This window comes from Geminicoccus roseus DSM 18922 (assembly GCF_000427665.1).
Lineage (GTDB): Bacteria > Pseudomonadota > Alphaproteobacteria > Geminicoccales > Geminicoccaceae > Geminicoccus > Geminicoccus roseus.
Map to the genome: position 1 here is coordinate 2,528,274 of NZ_KE386572.1, position 18,014 is coordinate 2,546,287.

Annotated in this window: 18 protein-coding genes; 7 read left to right on the plus strand and 11 right to left on the minus strand. The window is 70.4% G+C overall.

All coding sequences use genetic code 11. The annotated features are described in order from the left end of the window. Positions 1-163: 163 nt before the first annotated feature. Complete coding sequence (locus tag GEMRO_RS0112825) at positions 164-664, plus strand: Spy/CpxP family protein refolding chaperone (protein ID WP_169728383.1); 501 nt, start codon at positions 164-166, stop codon at positions 662-664. A 295-nt stretch (positions 665-959) separates the two neighbouring features. Further along, complete coding sequence (locus GEMRO_RS0112830; protein ID WP_205624964.1) at positions 960-1,211, plus strand: hypothetical protein; 252 nt, start codon at positions 960-962, stop codon at positions 1,209-1,211. Between the two features lie 2,342 nt (positions 1,212-3,553). On the opposite strand, the gene thiL is transcribed toward GEMRO_RS0112830, so the two are convergent. The 9 genes from thiL to rpiB form a co-directional block, all read right to left on the minus strand. Further along, positions 3,554-4,519: a thiamine-phosphate kinase gene (thiL, locus tag GEMRO_RS0112835; protein ID WP_035485267.1), complete on the minus strand. Its 966-nt coding sequence runs from the start codon at positions 4,517-4,519 to the stop codon at positions 3,554-3,556. 17 nt (positions 4,520-4,536) lie between these two features. Next, positions 4,537-5,025, minus strand: a complete 489-nt coding sequence (gene nusB, locus GEMRO_RS0112840; protein ID WP_035485270.1) for a transcription antitermination factor NusB — start codon at positions 5,023-5,025, stop codon at positions 4,537-4,539. Beyond that, positions 5,022-5,486, minus strand: coding sequence for a 6,7-dimethyl-8-ribityllumazine synthase (gene ribH, locus GEMRO_RS0112845; RefSeq protein WP_051329020.1), 465 nt, complete (start codon positions 5,484-5,486; stop codon positions 5,022-5,024). Before ribH ends, nusB begins: the two co-directional genes overlap by 4 nt. A 12-nt stretch (positions 5,487-5,498) precedes the next feature. Then, the gene (ribB, locus tag GEMRO_RS0112850; RefSeq protein ID WP_027134312.1) at positions 5,499-6,623 is read right to left on the minus strand and encodes a 3,4-dihydroxy-2-butanone-4-phosphate synthase; all 1,125 of its coding nucleotides are present in this window, start codon (positions 6,621-6,623) and stop codon (positions 5,499-5,501) included. Beyond that, a complete protein-coding gene (locus GEMRO_RS0112855; RefSeq protein WP_027134313.1) occupies positions 6,623-7,210 on the minus strand; it encodes a riboflavin synthase in 588 nt (195 codons plus the stop codon). The genes ribB and GEMRO_RS0112855 overlap by 1 nt, the downstream gene beginning before the upstream one ends. 10 nt (positions 7,211-7,220) lie before the next feature. Beyond that, complete coding sequence (gene ribD / locus GEMRO_RS0112860) at positions 7,221-8,342, minus strand: bifunctional diaminohydroxyphosphoribosylaminopyrimidine deaminase/5-amino-6-(5-phosphoribosylamino)uracil reductase RibD (RefSeq protein WP_276202826.1); 1,122 nt, start codon at positions 8,340-8,342, stop codon at positions 7,221-7,223. A 4-nt stretch (positions 8,343-8,346) separates the two neighbouring features. Continuing rightward, on the minus strand, positions 8,347-8,805 hold the full coding sequence (nrdR, locus tag GEMRO_RS0112865; RefSeq protein WP_027134315.1) for a transcriptional regulator NrdR: 459 nt from the start codon (positions 8,803-8,805) through the stop codon (positions 8,347-8,349). Between the two features lie 163 nt (positions 8,806-8,968). Then, on the minus strand, positions 8,969-10,255 hold the full coding sequence (gene glyA, locus GEMRO_RS0112870) for a serine hydroxymethyltransferase (protein ID WP_027134316.1): 1,287 nt from the start codon (positions 10,253-10,255) through the stop codon (positions 8,969-8,971). A gap of 71 nt (positions 10,256-10,326) precedes the next feature. After that, a complete protein-coding gene (gene rpiB / locus GEMRO_RS0112875) occupies positions 10,327-10,761 on the minus strand; it encodes a ribose 5-phosphate isomerase B (RefSeq protein WP_027134317.1) in 435 nt (144 codons plus the stop codon). 159 nt (positions 10,762-10,920) lie between these two features. Between rpiB and GEMRO_RS0112880 the strand changes: the two genes are divergently transcribed. From GEMRO_RS0112880 to GEMRO_RS29420, 5 genes are all read left to right on the plus strand, one after another. After that, a complete protein-coding gene (locus tag GEMRO_RS0112880; protein WP_027134318.1) occupies positions 10,921-11,919 on the plus strand; it encodes an LLM class flavin-dependent oxidoreductase in 999 nt (332 codons plus the stop codon). Further along, a complete protein-coding gene (locus GEMRO_RS0112885; protein WP_027134319.1) occupies positions 11,919-12,623 on the plus strand; it encodes a sulfite oxidase-like oxidoreductase in 705 nt (234 codons plus the stop codon). The genes GEMRO_RS0112880 and GEMRO_RS0112885 overlap by 1 nt, the downstream gene beginning before the upstream one ends. 277 nt (positions 12,624-12,900) lie before the next feature. Next, positions 12,901-13,632, plus strand: coding sequence for a trehalose-phosphatase (gene otsB / locus GEMRO_RS0112890; RefSeq protein WP_051329022.1), 732 nt, complete (start codon positions 12,901-12,903; stop codon positions 13,630-13,632). Beyond that, the gene (locus GEMRO_RS0112895) at positions 13,632-15,428 is read left to right on the plus strand and encodes a glycoside hydrolase family 15 protein (protein ID WP_027134321.1); all 1,797 of its coding nucleotides are present in this window, start codon (positions 13,632-13,634) and stop codon (positions 15,426-15,428) included. Before otsB ends, GEMRO_RS0112895 begins: the two co-directional genes overlap by 1 nt. Then, positions 15,413-16,813 carry an alpha,alpha-trehalose-phosphate synthase (UDP-forming) gene (locus GEMRO_RS29420; protein WP_205624966.1) on the plus strand — a complete coding sequence of 467 codons (1,401 nt, stop codon included), beginning with the start codon at positions 15,413-15,415 and terminating at the stop codon, positions 16,811-16,813. The genes GEMRO_RS0112895 and GEMRO_RS29420 overlap by 16 nt, the downstream gene beginning before the upstream one ends. A 525-nt stretch (positions 16,814-17,338) precedes the next feature. Here the strand turns inward: GEMRO_RS29420 and GEMRO_RS0112905 are convergent. Both GEMRO_RS0112905 and GEMRO_RS0112910 read right to left on the minus strand, forming a co-directional pair. Next, positions 17,339-17,575: a hypothetical protein gene (locus GEMRO_RS0112905; RefSeq protein WP_027134322.1), complete on the minus strand. Its 237-nt coding sequence runs from the start codon at positions 17,573-17,575 to the stop codon at positions 17,339-17,341. Between the two features lie 74 nt (positions 17,576-17,649). Next, a complete protein-coding gene (locus tag GEMRO_RS0112910) occupies positions 17,650-18,006 on the minus strand; it encodes a PilZ domain-containing protein (RefSeq protein ID WP_027134323.1) in 357 nt (118 codons plus the stop codon). Between the last annotated feature and the right edge of the window lie 8 nt (positions 18,007-18,014).

The window sequence follows — 18,014 nt, forward strand, 5'->3', positions numbered from 1 at the left end:
TAGCGGGCCCGGAACGGTTGCGGCAGGGGGCGTTGCACTTCGTCACAATCCTGCGATCGGCCGCAACGAAGGGCGGCGGATCAGCCTGCAGCGTTACATGCGGCGACATTGGCGGTTCACGGCAGGCTGCCAGTCTTGGCGCACACCAACCGAGGAGATGACCATGCGCAACTGGACCGCTGCCGGCCTTGGCGCCATCGCCACCGTCGCCCTGATCGGCGGCGCCAGCGTCGTCGCGGCGCCGCCGGACGGCAACCGGGGCGACCGGCCGATGCACGAGGTGCGGATGAAGCACGGGCGCGGCGGGATGCTGGGCGCCTTCTGCGGCCCTGCCGCCGGCGAGCGGCTGAGCGAGCGCCTGACCGCCTTCGAGAGCTTCGCCAAGTTCGAGGGCGAGCAGCAGACCAGCTGGGTGGCGCTCCGCGACACGCTCACCGGAGCGCAGCCGCGGGTGCAGGCGATCTGCGCCGAGCTTCGCGACCTGCGCAGCGGCAATTCGGTGGAGAAGCTGACCACGGTCGAGGAGGTGCTGGGCGAGGCCGCGGCGATCGCGGCGGACGTGCGGCCGGCCTATGCCACGTTCTACGAGACCCTGGACGAGGCGCAGCGCGACACCCTGGACAAGATGTTCGAGCGCCCCGGCCGCTTCATGCACCGCCGCTGACCGGCTCCCTTCCGGCCGGCCGCGCTTCCCCGAAGTGCCGGCCGGCCGGCTTTGGCGCACGATGCTGTTACTTCAGAACGAACTCCGGCAGGCCCGGCCGGATTCGACTCCCTGCCAAGCCGGATTCCCGCCTATACTGACGGGATTGCTGAGCTGCGAGCCGGTGCGGTCGTCTTTGGCCGGCACCGGCGGGATGCCCGCCGGTTGTGTCCCGGCCGCCGCGTCCGCAGCGCGGTCATCCAACCGGCTGCGGACCTTAACGTTCTTGTAACAGATCGCTGGTAAGACCATATTCATGAGCATGAATCGTAAACCATCCGTTTTGCATGACCTCCTCCGCGAGTGGCCCTATGCCGCCGACAAGACTTCGCTGGTCCGGGCCCAACTCGACCGGCGCGATCCGATCGACCGGATCGAGGAGGAGGAAGTCGGTCGACTTCTCTTTGAGCTGACCAACCAGGGGCCCGAGCTGCGCCCGGCGATCGCCGCGGCCCTGACCGGACATCGCTGGCGCCACGCCGCCGATTCGATCGCCAGGTCGGGCTGACGGTTCGCCAGGTGCTCTGGCGAACCGGCCAGGCCTTGCCGGTGCCGGCCCGATGCCGGAAGCGGGCTCTGGCTGCGGGGTCACCCGGCCACGCCGCAGTCTGCAGGGAGCGTGGCTGAAGGGGCGGGACAAGGTTCCGGCCGGTCCGCCCAGGCCCCGCCGCCATGCCCGCAGCCCTGACGGAGGATGGCGGCCAAGCGGTGGGCAGCCCGTGAGCCGGTCGTGGGAGCGGACTTCGCGCCGGCCGACCCTGGAACCCGATGGCCGAGCATCGTCGCGCTCCAGGTGCGATCTCGGACGGGGTCGGTGCCAGGAGCGGCGGCGGCCTGCCTTGGCCGGCCTCCTTTGGGCTCGTTCTCGCCGTGCAAGCCGGTTCCCGACAGGGCCGGTGCCAGGAAGGGCATTGGCCGACCGTGTCGGGGTTTATCGGCCACCCGGCTCCGGAATGATGAGGTCGGCATCGTCCGGCCTTTGGAGCCAGGAGCACGTATCCACCCAGGCTCAGAACTGTTTCTGGCGAGATCCTGGCGTCCGGAACCATGCCGGCCGGCGCTGGCAGGCCGCTGAACGCGAGATCCTCGCTGGTGACGGTGACGCCTGCGTCTGTCTTCTCATAAACCGGAGAGGCGGGCAGGGCTTTGCGCGAGTTTCCGGTTCCGGATGGCACTGGCGCCAGAAATGACGCCAGCCGGCGCTGCCACTTTGGCTCGACCTGCTGGCCGGGTCAGGAATGGCGACACCTACATCTGCCGGTTCCTGGCCCAGCCTGCGCTCCGGCCGGAGCACATGTCCGTTTTGTGGCCCTGACTTCTGCCAGAAAATGACGCCAGCCGGCGCTGCCGCTTCTGCTCGGGCTGCCAGCCGGCTCAGGAAGGGCGACCGCCGGCACCTGCCGGTTCTTGGCACAGGGGAGGTGCACCGGCCGCAGCACATGCCCCGTCCCGGATCCGGCCGGCGCCAGAGATGACGCCAGCTGGCGCTGCCGGGTCCGCTTGGCCTGCCGTCCGCTTCAGGAAGGGGGAGACCGGCATCCGCTCGCCGCTGGTCGAGGGAGGCGCCCCGACCACTGGGCATGCCCTTGGACAGAACCGGCCTCAGAAACGACGCCAGCCGGCGCTGCCGCGCTTGCTCGGCCCGCTGTCCGGCTCATGGCCGGCGACCTTGGCATTTGGCGGTTTCTGGCCCAGGGGAGGCGCATCGGCGGAAGCGTCGGATTGAGCGCGGGCAGGAACCGGCGCCAGGAATGGTGCCAAGCTGGGGTTCCAGATCCGATCGGCCTGCCGGTCGGCGTGGCAATGATGATGCCCCTACCTGCGGAGTTCGGGCCCGGCGGCGGGTAGCGCGCGCAGAGCTGGCCCGGGTCCGGCTGGCGTCAGTGAGGGGCCTTGCCAGGAAGCTCCACCACCTTCCGCAGCCTCATGGCTTCTGGTCGACCATTCACGGATGCGGATGGGGAAGGGGCTGGCGGACAGCACATCGGTGCCGGCTGCGTCGGACATGGCCCGGGCAAAGATCGGACCGCATCCGCCCCGTGACTGGCCGGGTCGGCCCTGAGCCCGACGACCGGCGGGTGAGCCGCGGGATCCGGCACGTGCTGAAAACCGGCTGCCGTCGTCAGGCGCTCCTGGCCTCGGTCCCTTGGGATTCGACCATCCGCTTTCTGCGGATCATGGCAGGATGGGCCGTCAGCCCGCGGCCCGTGACTGCCACCGACAGCGGCTGCCATCGCCTCCGCGGCCGCCTGGCCGCGGCTTCCTCTGGAGATCGGATCATCCGTCGTCTGAAGGACGATCAGCATGGGCTAGGACAGCATGTGTTCCAGCAGGTCGCCGGCCTGGTGCCAGAGCGGCGCCCAATCACAGCAGCCAGTTGGAGGCCCGACGCCCCGCTTCTGATGGAAAGGCAGCGGATGGTGCCAGACGACCGGCCGCCTGTGGGGCGGCCGGATCTCGATGGTTCATGGCTCGACCGGCCGACGGCACGCCACCGCCCGGCTGCGCGCTGACGCCGGCAGCCCGGCCATCCCGCTGCGCCCGGCAGTCCCGCCGCCTCGGCGGGTCACCGCGGGCAGGGCCGGCGATGCTGGCCGTCCGCGTGCATGGATCCGGGCCCAGCACTTCCAGGCCATGATCCGTTCCACGGCCAGTCGCACCTGATCCGCTCGACCGTAAGCATGCGCCCGGGGCCAGCTGATCGAGCGGCCGTTCGGCCGATCCAGGAACTGGCCGTGCATCGCCACCCGTTGCGGGCCGCTTCGCTGCCCGGGCCAGGGACGCCTCGCCCTGCCGGCCCCCAAAGGGGCATCGATTCCGGTGCCGGCCCGCATTGGGAAGGAGCCAGAATCAGAAATGACGCCAGCCGGCGCTGCCGGGCTCGATCGGGGTTCCGTCCGGGCCGGTGACGGTGATGCCGGCGTCGCGGGTGATCTCGCCGATGACGGTCACCGGGAACGGCAGGGTCGCCAGCACCGGGCGGCGCTCTGGCGGCAGGGTGAACAGGAGTTCGTAGTCGTCGCCGCCGGTGAGTGCCGCGGCGACGGCGCCGGGCATGGCGGCGGCCGCGTCGGAGAGCGGCAGGCGGGTGGCGTCGATGCTGGCGCCCAGCGGCTCGCCCAGGGCCGCCCCGGAGGTGTCCAGGATGTGCTGCAGGTCGGCAAGGGTGCCGTCGGACACGTCCAGGCAGGCGCTGGCCTGGCCGCGCAGCGCGGTGCCGAGCGACAGCCTGGGTGAGGGCACGCGGTAGCGGGCGGCGAGCCAGGCGGCGGCTTCCCGCGGTGCCGCCTCTCCCTGCAGGACGCGCAGGCCCAGCGCGCCGTCGCCGAGCGTGCCGGACACGCAGACTAGGTCGCCCGGCCGCGCACCGGCGCGGGTGAGGGCCTGGCCGCGGGGCACCGTGCCCAGGATGGTCAGCGAGAAGAACAAAGGCCCGGTGGTCGAGACCGTGTCGCCGCCGATCAGGTGCAGGCCGAACTCGGCCTGGTCCTGGGCCAGGCCTGCCGCGAACTCCGCCAGCCATGCCTCGGGCAGGTCCTTGCGGCGGCCGAACACGGTGAGATAGGCCAGCGGGTCCGCGCCCATGGCGGCGAGGTCGGACAGGTTCTGGCGCAGCAGCTTGCGCGCGACGCTCGCGGGCGGATCGCCGGTCAGGAAATGGACGTTCTCGACGATCGCGTCCTTGGCGATCACCAGCTGCCGGCCGGCCGGCAGGTCGAGCAGCGCCGCGTCGTCGGTCAGGCCGAGCGCGCCCTCGAAGCCTTCGGCCAATGGCTTGAGCAGGCGGTCGATCATCTGGAACTCGCCCAGGGCCATCGGCTTGGTCTCCCGGGTCAGACGGTGGGCGCGTCCTTGCGCAGGTCCCGGGAAAGTCGGTCCAGGATCGCGTTCACGAAGCCCGGCTCGCCGCCCTCGAAGAAGCCGAAGGCCAGCTCGACATACTCGTCGACCACCACGCTGGCCGGCACGTCGAAGCGGTGCGCCAGCTCGTAGGCGGCGCAGCGCAGAAGCGCCCGCATCGGCGCGGACAGCCGCTCCATGGTCCAGCCCGAGCTCAGCAGCGGCGCGATCTGCGCGTCGAGCTGCTTGGTGTGCTCGGCGGCCCCCAGCACCACCAGCTTGAACCATTCCCGGTCGACGTCCGGCGGCGGCTCGTCGGGCAGGAACGGCTCGAACAGCTCGGACAGGCGATGGTCGTCGAACTCCACCACGACCGGACCCGGCCGGGCGCCCATCACCTCGATCTGATAGAGGGCCTGGATGGCCGCGAACCGGGCCGCCCGGCGCTTGGTGATCGGCTTGCTGCTCTTCTTGCGGGTCATCCGCGAAACCTGTCCCTCAATGCGATCAGGTGGAGCGCCGCCAGCGCCGCCCCACCGCCCTTGTCCATCTGCGCCGGATCGGCGCGCACGATCGCCTGCTGCTCGTTCTCCACCGTCAGGATGCCGTTGCCGACCAGGCGGTGGTCGCGCACGGCAAGCTCGGTGATCCCGCGCGAGCTCTCGTAGGCGACCGTGTCATAATGGGTCGTCTCCCCGCGGATGATCACCCCCAGCGCCACGAAGCCGTCATAGCTCTTGGGCGCGATGGCGATCGCCGGCGGGATCTCCAGCGCTCCCGGCACGACCACATGGTCGATCCGGTTGACCCGGGCGCGCTCCAGCATCCGCCGGGTGCCGGCCAGCAGCATGTCGTTGATCGAGGCATGGTAGCGCGCCTCGACGATCAGGATGCGTGCACGCGCCAGCACGGGTATGGCTAGAGGATCGCCGCTGCCGGCCATGGGTGAAATTCCTCAATCGATGGCGCGGGTCTCGACCACCCGCAGGCCCCAGCCGTCGAGCGCGATGATCGACCGGCCGGTGTTCGACAGCAGGATCATGTCCTGCACCCCCAGGTCCACCAGGATCTGGGCGCCCACGCCATAGACCCGCAGATCGCCGGGCGGGGGCTCTTTCTGGCCGATGCTGACCAGCACCCGCTCCGAAATCGCATTGGGGGTCGGCTCGCGCAGCAGCACGACCACGCCGCGGCCGCCCCGGCCGATCTGCTCCATGGCCCGATGCAGCTGGTCGCCGCGCCCGGTCTCGCCAGCACCCAGCAGGTCCTCCAGCATGTGCACCGAATGCATCCGCACCAGCACCGGCTCCGGCGTGGCGAGGTCGCCCTTCACCAGGGCCACGTGCTCGACCTTGTCCACCGCCGACTTGTAGACCTGCAGCCGCCATTGGCCGCCATAGCGGCTCTCGAAGCTGGTCGCCACGTCGCGCTCGACCAGGCGGTCGTGGCGCAGCCGGTGGCTGACCAGGTCGGCGATCTTGCCGATCTTGAGCCCGTGCAGCTGGGCGAAGCCGACCAGGTCCGGCAGCCGCGCCATGGTCCCGTCGTCGTTCATGATCTCGCAGATCACCCCGGCCGGGTAGAGCCCGGCCAGCCGCGCGATGTCGATGGCCGCCTCGGTATGGCCGGTGCGGACCAGCACGCCGCCCTCGCGCGCCATCAGCGGGAAGATGTGCCCGGGCGCCACCAGGTCGCGGCGGCCGGCGGCGGGGTCGATGCAGACCGCGATGGTCCGCGCCCGGTCGGCGGCGGAGATCCCGGTGGTCACCCCCTCGCGGGCCTCGACGCTCACCGTGAACGCGGTGCTGATCCGCGCCTCGTTGCCCTGCGCCATCAAGGGCAGGCCCAGTTCCTCGCAGCGCTGGCGCTGCAGCGCCAGGCAGATCAGGCCGCGGCCGTGCCGGGCCATGAAGTTCACAGCCTCGGCGTCGCAGTGCTGCGCCGGGATGACCAGGTCACCCTCGTTCTCGCGGTCCTCGTCGTCGACCAGGATGAACATCCGGCCGTTGCGCGCGTCCTCCAGGATGTCGTCGATCGACGACAGATAGTCGGCGTAGCTGGAGATGCCCTCGGTGCCCATCAGCGCTGCCCCAGCTGGCGCGCCACGTAGCGCGCCAGCATGTCCACTTCGAGATGAACCGAATCGCCCGGCCTGCGGTCGCGAAGGGTGGTGTTGTCCCAGGTGTGCGGGATGATGGTGACCTGGAAGCTGTCCGGGCCGACGGCGTTCACGGTGAGCGAGATGCCGTCCACGGTGATCGAGCCCTTGACCGCCAGCATGGGCGAAAGCTCGCCCGGAAGGTCGAAGGTGAGCCGGTAGCCCTCGCCCTCGCGCTCGATCGAGCGGACCCGGCCAAGGCCATCCACATGGCCGAACACCAGGTGGCCGCCCAGCTCGTCGCCCAGGCGCAGGGAGCGCTCCAGGTTGATCCGGGCGCCGACCTGCCAGTCGCCCAGCGTGGTGAGGCGCAGCGTCTCCGGCGAGGCATGGACCTTCCAGCCGTCGGCGGTGCGCTCGGTCACGGTCAGGCAGACGCCGGAATGGGCGATCGAGGCGCCGAGGGCGATGCCGTCCGGGTCAAAGGAACTGCGGACGGTGAGGTTCAGCCCATCGCCCGGGACCCGCTCCACGATCGTGCCGATGTCGGTGACAATGCCGGTGAACATCGACAGGTCCTCAGTGGTGGCCCAGAGCATCAAGTTCGACCAGGCGGTCGTTGTCGAGCACCCGCTCGGCCACGAACCGCCAGCGGCGGGCATCGTCCAGGCGGCGCACCCCGAAGGGCGCCAGCCCCGCGACGCCGTCGCCGCCGATCAGCAAGGGCGCGCGCAGCAGATGCAGGCGATCCACCAGATGCTCACGCATCAGGCTGGCTGCAAGCACCGCGCCGCCTTCGACCAGGAGGCGGGTGATACCCCGCTCCGCCAGCCGCGCCAAGACAGGGACCAGCGCCACGCCGCCGGTGGCTGCCGCCGGGACCTGCTCGATCCGCACGCCCTGGTCGATCAGCACCCGCGCGGCCGTCCGGTCGTAGCCTGGGGCGGTGAACAGCCAGGTCGGCGTGCGCCAGGCGGTGGTGGCGAGGGTCGAGTCCGGGCGCAGGCGCAGGCGGGCATCCAGCACCACCCGGACCGGCGAGCGGCCTTCCAGGCCGGGCAGCCGGCAGGTCAGCGCCGGGTCGTCGGCAAGCCCGGTGCCGCTGCCGACCATGATCGCGTCATGGGTGGCCCGCAGATGGTGGCCATAGGCGCGGGCCTGCGGGCCGGTGATCCACTGGCTCTCGCCGGTGGCGGTGGCGATGCGGCCGTCCAGCGAGGTGGCGAGCTTCAGCCCGACCATCGGCCGGCCCCGGCGCACCCGGGCGAAGAACCCGGCATGGTCGCGCTCGGCTTCCTGGCGCAGCACGCCTTCGGTGACCTCGATGCCGGCCAGGCGCAGCCGGCGCACGCCGCGGCCGGACACGCGCGGGTCCGGGTCGCCGCAGGCGATCACCACCCGCGCCACGCCGGCCTTCACCAGCGCGTCGGCGCACGGAGGGGTCCGCCCGACATGGGCGCAGGGTTCCAGGCTGACATAGGCGGTGCAGCCCGCCGCCGCCGTTCCGGCCAGGCGCAGCGCCTCGGTCTCCGCATGGGGCCGGCCGCCCCTGCCGGTCACGCCCCGGGCGATCACCCGTCCGTCCCGGACCAGGATGCAGCCGACCGACGGGTTCGGCCAGGTGGCGCCCAGCCCGTGGGCGGCAAGGTCGATCGCCGTGCGCATCCAGCGCTGGTCGGTTTCCAGGGATGAGGGCGGCAAGGGATCAGTCCGAAGAGCGGCTCAGCTGGCCGATGAAGGTCTGGAAATCCTCCGGCCCGGAGAAGTCGCGGTAGACGGAGGCGAAGCGGACATAAGCCACCGGATCGAGATCGGCGAGGCTCTCCATGGTCAGCTCACCGATCCGGGTCGAGGGAATCTCCGCCTCGCCCGAGGCTTCCAGCCGGCGGATGATCCCGGCCACGATCCGGTCGATCTGCTCCTGCTCGATGCCGCGCTTGCGGGTGGCGATGCGGATCGAGCGCGCGAGCTTCTCCCGGTCGAAGCCGACCCGGCGACCATCCTTCTTCACCACCACCAGCTCGCGGATCTGCACCCGCTCGATGGTCGAGAACCGGCCGCCGCAGCCCGGGCAGGAGCGCCGGCGCCGGATGGCGGCGCCGTCCTCGATCGGCCGGCTGTCTTTGACGGAGGTGTCCTCGAAGCCGCAGAATGGGCAGCGCATGATCGATCAACGTCCCCGGATCAGGCGCTCGCATTCCAGAAGAGGGGAACCGCCCGATGCCCAATGATGCCGCGGCCCGCGCGGGCCCAATCGGGCGGCAAGCTGCCATGATGATGCGTGAAGCGGAAGGGGCAGCGCCCATCCGCGCCGCCCCTGGCCTCGCTCAGCGCTGATAGATCGGGAACCGGGCGCACAGTTCCTGGACCTTGCGGCGGGTCGCCTGCTCGACCTGCGCGTCGCCCTCGGGATTGCGGGCCAGGCCGTCCAGCACGTCGGAGATCATGTGGCCGATCGCCTGGAACTCGGCGACGCCGAAGCCGCGGGTGGTCCCGGCCGGGGTGCCCAGGCGGATGCCCGAGGTGACCGCCGGCTTTTCGGGATCGAACGGGATGCCGTTCTTGTTGCAGGTGATCCCGGCCCGCTCCAGGGCCTTCTCGGCGGTGTTGCCCTTCACGCCCTTGGGCCGCATGTCGACCAGCATCAGGTGGGTGTCGGTGCCGCCGGAGACCACCGCGCAGCCCCGCTCGATCATCACCTCAGCCAGCGCCTTCGCGTTGTCGACGATCTGCCTTGTGTAGGCCTTGAAGTCCGGAGAGAGCGCCTCGCCGAAGGCCACCGCCTTGGCGGCGACCACATGCATCAGCGGGCCGCCCTGGGAGCCGGGGAACACCGCGCTGTTGAACTTCTTGGCCAGCGCCTCGTCGTTGGTGAGGATCACGCCGCCGCGCGGCCCGCGCAGGGTCTTGTGGGTGGTCGAGGTGACCACATGGGCGTGCGGGAACGGCGAGGGATGGACGCCGCCGGCGACCAGGCCCGCGAAATGGGCCATGTCGACCATCAGATGCGCGCCGACGCTGTCGGCGATCTGGCGGAACCGGGCGAAGTCGATCACCCGCGGATAGGCCGAGCCGCCGGCGATGATCAGCTTGGGCCGGCTTTCCTGCGCCAGCGCCTGCACGGCGTCGTAGTCGATCAGGTGGTCGTCCTCGCGCACCCCGTAGGACACCGCCTTGAACCACTTGCCGGACACCGCCGCCGTGGCGCCGTGGGTCAGGTGCCCGCCGGCCGACAGGGACAGTCCCATGATGGTGTCGCCCGGCTGGAGCAGGGCCAGCATCACCGCGAAGTTCGCCTGGGCGCCGCTATGCGGCTGGACGTTGGCGAAGCCGCAGCCGAACAGCTGCCTGACCCGGTCGATCGCGAGCTGCTCGGCCACGTCGGCGAACTCGCAGCCGCCATAGTAGCGCTTGCCCGGGTAGCCCTCGGCGTACTTGTTGGTGAACACCGAGCCCTGCGCGTCCAGCACCGCCTGGCTGACGATGTTCTCGGACGCGATCAGCTCGATCTGGTCCTGCTGGCGGTGCAACTCGTCCTTGATCGCGGCGAACAGGTCGGGATCGGCGTCTTGCAGGCCGGTGGTGAAGAAGCCGTCGTGGCGAGCCTTGGACAGGTCGAGAGCAGCAGCCATGGGTGGTGTCTCCGAGGCAGTCGACAAAGTTGGGTGCAGGAGAGGTTGGTCGGTCAAGAGAGCTTGGCCAGGCGTCCGGCGTGCCGGCCGCCCTCGAAGCCGGTGTCGAGCCAGGCGTGCAGGCAGTCCAGGGCGACCTGCGGCCCGACGATGCGGGCGCCCAGCGCCAGCACGTTGGCGTCGTTGTGCTGGCGGGTGAGCCTGGCGGTGGTGACGTCGTGGACCAGGGCGCAGCGGATGTGGCGGAAGCGGTTGGCGGCGATCGAGATGCCGATCCCGGTGCCGCAGACCAGGACGCCCCGGCTGGCCCGCCCCTCGGCGATCGCCTGGCACACCGCCTGGGCGAAGTCGGGATAATCCACCGAATCCGGGCCGTTCGTGCCGAAATCGATCGTGGCATGGCCGTGCGCCGCGGCGGCCTCGATCAGCAGGTCCTTCAGCCCGAAACCGCCATGGTCCGCGCCGAACGCGATCGTCTCAGACGCCACTGTCCCTTGCCCCTCGTGCTGCATTGCGGCCGCGCAGATAGCATGCCCGGCCCGAGCGCGCATCATCGCTGCCGGGGCGGGGGGCCGCAGCGGCGCTCGGTTGGCAGCGGCGTCCGCGAGCCACATATGACGATACCTTATGCCGGGAGTGCCCGATCGGTGCCTGCCTTCTCTGTCCTGGACCTCGCCCACATCGTCGAAGGGGCGACCGCCGCCGACGCATTCCGCAACACGCTGGACCTCGCGCGCCTCGCGGAAGAGCTCGGCTACCAACGCTACTGGCTGGCCGAGCATCACAACATGATCGGCATCGCCAGTGCCGCGACCTCGCTGGTGATCGGCCATGTGGCCGCCGGCACCAGCCGGATCCGGGTGGGCGCCGGCGGGGTCATGCTGCCGAACCACTCGCCGCTGGTGATCGCCGAGCAGTTCGGCACGCTCGCTACCCTCTACCCCGGCCGGATCGACCTGGGCCTGGGCCGGGCACCCGGCTCGGACATGCGCACCGCGCAGGCCCTGCGGCGCGGGCCGGAGAGCGCCGAGCGCTTCCCGCAGGACGTGCTGGAACTCCAGGCCCTGCTGGGACCGGAGCGGCCGGGCCAGGCCGTCCGGGCGGTGCCGGGCATGGGCACCGAGGTGCCGTTGTGGATCCTGGGCTCCAGCCTGTTCGGCGCGCAACTCGCTGCCGCCCTGGGCCTGCCCTTCGCGTTCGCCTCCCATTTCGCGCCCGACGCGCTGATGCAGGCCCTGGAGATCTACCGGTCGCGCTTCGAGCCCTCGGCCCAGCTGGACCGGCCTCATGCCATGGTCGGCGCCAACGTGATCGTGGCGGCGACCGACCGGGAGGCGCAGCGCCTGTTCACCACCATCCAGCAGCAGTTCGCCCATCTTCAGCGCGGCGATCCCGGCCGGCTGCGCCCGCCGGTCGACGACATCGACAGCTACTGGACCCCGCACGAGCGGATCCGGGCGCAGCACATGCTCGCCTGCTCCTTCGTGGGCGCCGAGGACACGGTCCAGGAAGGGCTCGCCCGCTTCCTCCAGCGCACCGGCGCCGACGAGGTCATGGTGGCCGCTCCCCTGCATGACCACGAGGCCCGCCGGAACTCCTTCCGCCTGCTCGCCGGGATCGCCGGCCGGCTCAACGGAGCAGCATGATGAGCGATCCGCAGGACGACGCCCCGGCGCCGAAGGTCCGCGGCCGGCTGGCCGAGATCAAGCAGGGCTGGGCCGAGAGCGGCCGGTTCCTGACCGGGCAGGCAGCATCGGGCGAGCAGCGCCTGCCGCCCGGGCAGCACCTGGTCACCAACTGGCCGATCCTGGACCTGGGCACGCGGCCGAGGATCCCGCCCGAGCGCTGGCAGCTGCGGGTGTTCGGCGCGGTCGAGGAAGCGGTGACCTGGGACTGGGACGCGCTCCTGGCGCAGCCGCAGGTCCGGCCGGTCTCGGACATCCACTGCGTCACCACCTGGTCGCGCTACGACAATCACTGGGAAGGCGTGGCGACCGCTCAGGTGCTGGCGGCGGTCCGGCCCAAGCCGGAGGCGCGCTTCGTCGTCCTGCACAGCTATGACGACTACACCACCAACCTGCCCCTGGACGATTTCGCCGCTCCCGGCGCCCTGCTCGCCCATCGCTGGGAAGGGGAGGCCCTGCCGGTCGAGCATGGCGGCCCGGTCCGGCTGGTGGTGCCGCATCTCTATTTCTGGAAGAGCGCCAAGTGGCTGCGCCGGATCGAGTTCGTGACCGAGGACCGCCGGGGCTTCTGGGAGGAGCGCGGCTACCACGACCGGGGCGATCCCTGGTCGGAGCAGCGTTATTCCGAGGAAATGGGTATCGAGGAGGCCCGCAGCGCGATCTGAGGCGGGTGCGGTGCGGCAGGGACGCCAGGGATCCTTGCCGGGTCTGAACCGTTTCCTAGCTACCTTCCCTCCCTGATCGCAGCCCCATGTCCCTCGTCGTTTCCAGCAGCACCGGCAGGCCATCCTGGTTCCAGGCGCGATCGGGGTTGCCCTGCACGCGCCAACGCGTTTCCCTGCCGGCAGGCCGTGGAATGGGCGGGCCGGTGATCTCTGTCGTCGTCCTGTCCTCGAGCCACGGTCTTGTCCGACCATGTGCGAACGTTCCGGGACGATGGCCTTGACCCCTACCCTTGAGGATCTGTCCAGGATCCCCCTCGACCAGACCGCCCTGTTCCTCGATGTCGACGGGACCCTGATCGACATTGCGCCGACGCCTGGCGAGGTCGTCGTGAGCGACGAGCTCAAGGCCCTGCTGCCGCGCCTGCACCAGCGGACCGGCGGGGCACTGGCCCTGGTGAGCGGCCGCGCGATCGCCGACCTCGACGCCCTGTTCGCCCCGGTGAAGCTGCCGATGGCCGGGCAGCACGGCGCCGAGTGGCGGCTCGCCGCGGACGGCACCCACGAGAGCGTGGCCGGGCTGCCGGAGCCGCTGCGCACCAGCGCCGTGGCGCTGGCCCTGCGTCATCCGGGCATGCTGGTCGAGGACAAGGGCGGGGCCATCGCGCTGCATGTCCGCGCGCGTCCGGAACTGACCGACGAGATCGCCGCGGCGCTCGCCCAGATGGTGCAGGCCCATCCGGATTACGAGGTGCTGCACGGCAAGGCGGTGTTCGAGATCCGCCGCCGCGGCGTCCACAAGGGGGCGGCGGTGGCGATGCTGCTCGAGAAGGCGCCGTTCGCCGGGCGGACCCCGGTGTTCGTGGGCGACGACACCACCGACCTGGACGCGATCGCCCTGGTGCGCGAGCGGGGCGGGCTCGGCCTGTTCGTCGGCCCGGACGGTCCTTTGCGCCAGCCGCACGACGTGCGCGCCTGGCTGGCCCGGCTGGCCGAGCAGGACGGCGGCTGATGGGCGGCGTCGGCAACGATCTCGACGTGGCGGTGATCGGCAACGGCACGATCGCCTCGCTGATCGACCGTGATGGCCGCCATGTCTGGACCTGCTGGCCGCGGCTGGACGGCGACCCGATCTTCCATGCCCTGGTGGGCGGGGAGGGCGGCTACTGGTCGATCGAGCCGCACCACAAAGCCGTCATCCGGCGCCGCTATATCGGCAACACCGCCATCCTCGAGACCGAGGTCGAGGACGAGACCGGTGCCATGATCCGGATCACCGACTTCGCCCCGCGCTGCCGGCGCTTTGGCCGGCTCTACCGGCCGGCCACGCTGATGCGGCGGATCGAGCCGGTCCATGGCCGGTTCCGCGGCACCATCCGGGTCCGGCTGAACGGCCGCTACGGCGCCGAGCGGATGCGCAAGGTGCCGATGAGCAACAGCATCCGCTTCGTGGGCGAGGAGCAGACGATCCGGCTGACCACCGACACCTCGGTGGCCTGCATTGCCGAGGAACTGCCGATCGTCGTGCACGCGCCGATCCACATGATCCTGGGGCCGGACGAATCGGTGCCGGAAGCGCCCGGCCACCTGTTCCGGGAGATCTTCGACGAGACCCTGCTCTACTGGCAGGAATGGTCGCGCTACCTGTCGATCCCGTTCGAGTACCAGGACGTGGTGCTGCGCGCGGCGATCACGCTGAAGCTGTGCGCCTTCGAGGAAACCGGCGGCGTGGTGGCGGCGCTGACCACCTCGATCCCCGAGGCGGCGCATTCGGAGCGCAACTGGGACTACCGGTTCTGCTGGCTGCGCGACACCTACTTCACCGTGCACGCCCTCAACCGCCTGGGCGCCACCCGGACCATGGAGGACTATCTCCGCTACATCACGACCGTGGTTGCGCTGTCCGAAGACGGCACGCTCCTGCCGCTCTACCCGATCCTGCCGGGGCGCGACCCGGACGAGAAGGTGGCGCCCGCCCTGACCGGCTACCGCAACATGGGGCCGGTCCGGGTCGGCAACGCCGCCTGGTTCCAGCGCCAGCACGACGTCTATGGCAGCGTCGTGATGGCTGCCGCCCAGATGTTCTACGACCACCGCCTGCCCAGGCGGGGCGACCTGGAGCTGTTCCAGCTCCTGGAGCGGCTGGGCGAGCAGGCCGCCCGGCTGGCGCTGGAGCCCGACGCCGGCATCTGGGAATACCGGGGGCGCGAGCGGGTGCACACCCATTCGGCGCTGATGTGCTGGGTGGCCTGCGCGCGGCTGGCCAAGATCGCCGGGGTCCTGGAGATGCCCGAGCGCGGCGAGTACTGGCGCGGTCACGCCGCCCGGATCCGCCGGGCGATCCTGGAGGAAGCCTGGGACCCGGCGCGGCAGACCTTTGTCGAAAGTTTTGGCGGCAAGGACCTGGATGCGGCGCTCCTGCTCATGCACGAGGTGGGCTTCCTGGCTGCCGACGATCCGCGCTTCGTCGGCACGGTCGAGGCCATCGAAAAGGAGCTGCGCCGCGGCAACCACCTGTTCCGCTACGCGGCGGCCGACGATTTCGGCGAGCCGGAGAACGCCTTCACCGTCTGCACGTTCTGGTTCGTCGACGCCCTGGCCGCCATCGGACGCAAGGACGAAGCGCGCCAGATCTATGAGGAACTGATATCCTGTCGCAATTCGATGGGGATCCTGTCCGAGGACGTCAATCCGCTCACCAAGGAACTGTGGGGCAATATTCCGCAGACCTATTCCATGGTAGGGCTGATCATCTCGGGGATGCGCCTGTCGAAAACTTGGGAGGAAGCATTTTGGCGCGACTCGTAATCGTCTCCAACCGCGTGAGCGTGCCCACCGGGCGGCGCGTCGAGGCGGGTGGGCTGACCGTCGTCCTGCGGGATGGCCTGCGGAAGGCGGACGGGCTCTGGTTCGGCTGGTCCGGGGATTTTGCGGAGCAGCCGGGGCCAGCGAAGGTGACCACGCGCGGGAAGATGAGCTATGCCCTGCTCGACCTGAACCAGGACGACTACAAGGGCTTCTACTACGGGTTCGCCAACGGCTCGCTCTGGCCCTTGTTCCACTACCGGCTGGGCCTGGTGGACTGGAAGGCGGAAAGCTACCGGGCCTACCGCAAGGTCAATCTCCAGTTCGCGTCCGAACTGATCAAGCTTTTGAAGCCGGACGACCAGGTCTGGGTCCACGACTACCAGCTGATCCCGCTCGGCGAGGAACTGCGCAAGCTGGGCTTCACCGGCACGATCGGCTTCTACCTCCACGTGCCGTTTCCTTCCGGCGACATCGTCGAGGTGCTGCCGGCCCATGTCGAGCTGGGCCAGGCGATGCTCAACTACGACCTGATCGGGGTGCAGACCGACCGGGCCCATCACGACATGCTGGACTTCCTGGAGCGCTGGATCGGGGCCGAGCGGGAAGGCGAGGACCTGCTCTATGCCGGCCGCCGGGTCCGCACCGGCGTCTACCGCGCCGCGATCGACACGCTGGGGTTCGGCAAGGAGGCCGCCGTCGCGGTCGAGAACGAGGAGGTGCGCAGCCTGGAAGAGTCCCTGGGCGGCCGGACGCTGATGCTGGGCGTCGAGCGGCTGGACTACACCAAGGGGCTGCCCCTGCGCTTTGCCGCCTACGAGCATTTGCTGGCCACCCATGAGGACTGGCTGCGCAAGGTGATCATGCTGCAGATAGCACCGGTCAGCCGGGGCGAACTCGCCCAGTACCGGGCCCTGCGCTCCGACCTGGAGCGCGCCACCGGCCGAATCGCCGGCCGCTTCGCCTCCCCCGACTGGAACCCGATCCGCTACGTGAACCAGCCGGTGCCACGCAAGATCCTGTCCGGCTACCTGCGAGTCGCCCAGGTCGGGCTGGTGACGCCCCTGCGCGACGGCATGAACCTGGTCGCCAAGGAGTATGTCGCGGCGCAGGACCCGCAGAATCCCGGGGTGCTGGTGCTCTCGCGCTTCGCGGGCGCCGTGGAAGAACTGGGCGAGGGGGCCCTCCTGGTGAACCCGCTCGACATCGAGCGCACCGCCGAGGCGATGCGCGATGCGCTGGCGATGCCGATAGACGAGCGCATCGACCGCTGGCAGCGCTGCATGGAGCCGCTGCGGGTGTGGACTGCGCGGACCTGGTACGACGCGTTCGTGCACAAGCTCCACGAGATCGCCGACGCCAACAGCAAGCTGGCCCACGCCGCCTGAGCCCGCCTCCGCTCCCGAACCACCGGGGGCGGGCCCGGGGGCTTTGGCCGGTAGCGGCTGGTCGCGCGCCAGCGCAGGAAAGCGCCGAAAGGCACCCCCTGCGCATTGCCGCGTCACCGACCCGTGCCCTGCTACGGGCCAGCCGGTGATCCGGGCGTTGAAGAAGCGATAGGCACAATAGGGCAGGTCCGGCAGAGGCGCCTGCGACCCGCCGGAGCCCGGCCCCCGCCGCATCCAGGTCAAGGACGGCCGGGGGAAGCGAGCGCCGCTCCCGGTCTCGCTCCCGTCGGCAGGCGTTCCGGACCGCGCTGGGGCCGCCCGGATACGGCGTTTCCTGCCGCGGGTGGCAAAGGAAGGTGGCGGGCTACCGGAAGAAGCCGGACGCCAACACGCGTCCTTGCAGCCCGGGCGATCGTTTCGGCGTTTCAGCGCCCTGCGCCGGCCGGTCTCGATGGATCAGGCTCGGGCAGCAGGCCATGAGGGTGCGCTGCGCCCCCGGCCAAGGGCCGATGCCATTGCCCGGCCTCAGTCCCAGACCGGATCGCCCAGGTCGACGTCGTCTTCGTCGGTCAGCACGCCGGCCGCGCCGCCAGCCGCCCCGCCGATCGCTGCACCGCCCAGGACGCTGCCGCCGGTGACCGCCCCGGCTGCCGCGCCGACCCCGGCGCCCAGGGCGGCACCGCTCACGCCGCGTTCGGTCGTGCTGCTGCCGCAAGCTGAAAGGAGCAAGAGAAATGCCAATGCCGAGACCATCTTGGTCATCGTACCGCCTCCATGGGTCAACGATTTCCCAGTAGCGGAACAAACGCTCAAGAAGTCAGCAGGTTCCGTCGACTTCAGACTTCGCTACCGCTGCTCAGGAGAAACTCCACGAGACTCGCCTGTTCTTCCGCCGTGCAGTCGAACAACAGATGGGTCTGATGGCGGCTGACGCTGACGACCCGGGCACGCAGCGTCTTGCTGGGCGTCAGCCCGTCGATGCCGATCTCGGCCGCGGCCCCGATCGTGGCCGGGAGGGCCGGAGCCAGACCGGCGCCGCCCAGCGAAAGGTTGAGGATGGTGACCGGCCGCACGGCGCCGTCAATTTCCAGGCGCGCCGGCAGGCCTGCGGCGTAGCGGCGGTGATAGCGGCGCTCGCCCAGAGGTGGCAGCAGGTCGGCGAGCGCCTGCCCGTCGGTCTCGGCGTGATCCATGGGAGGCA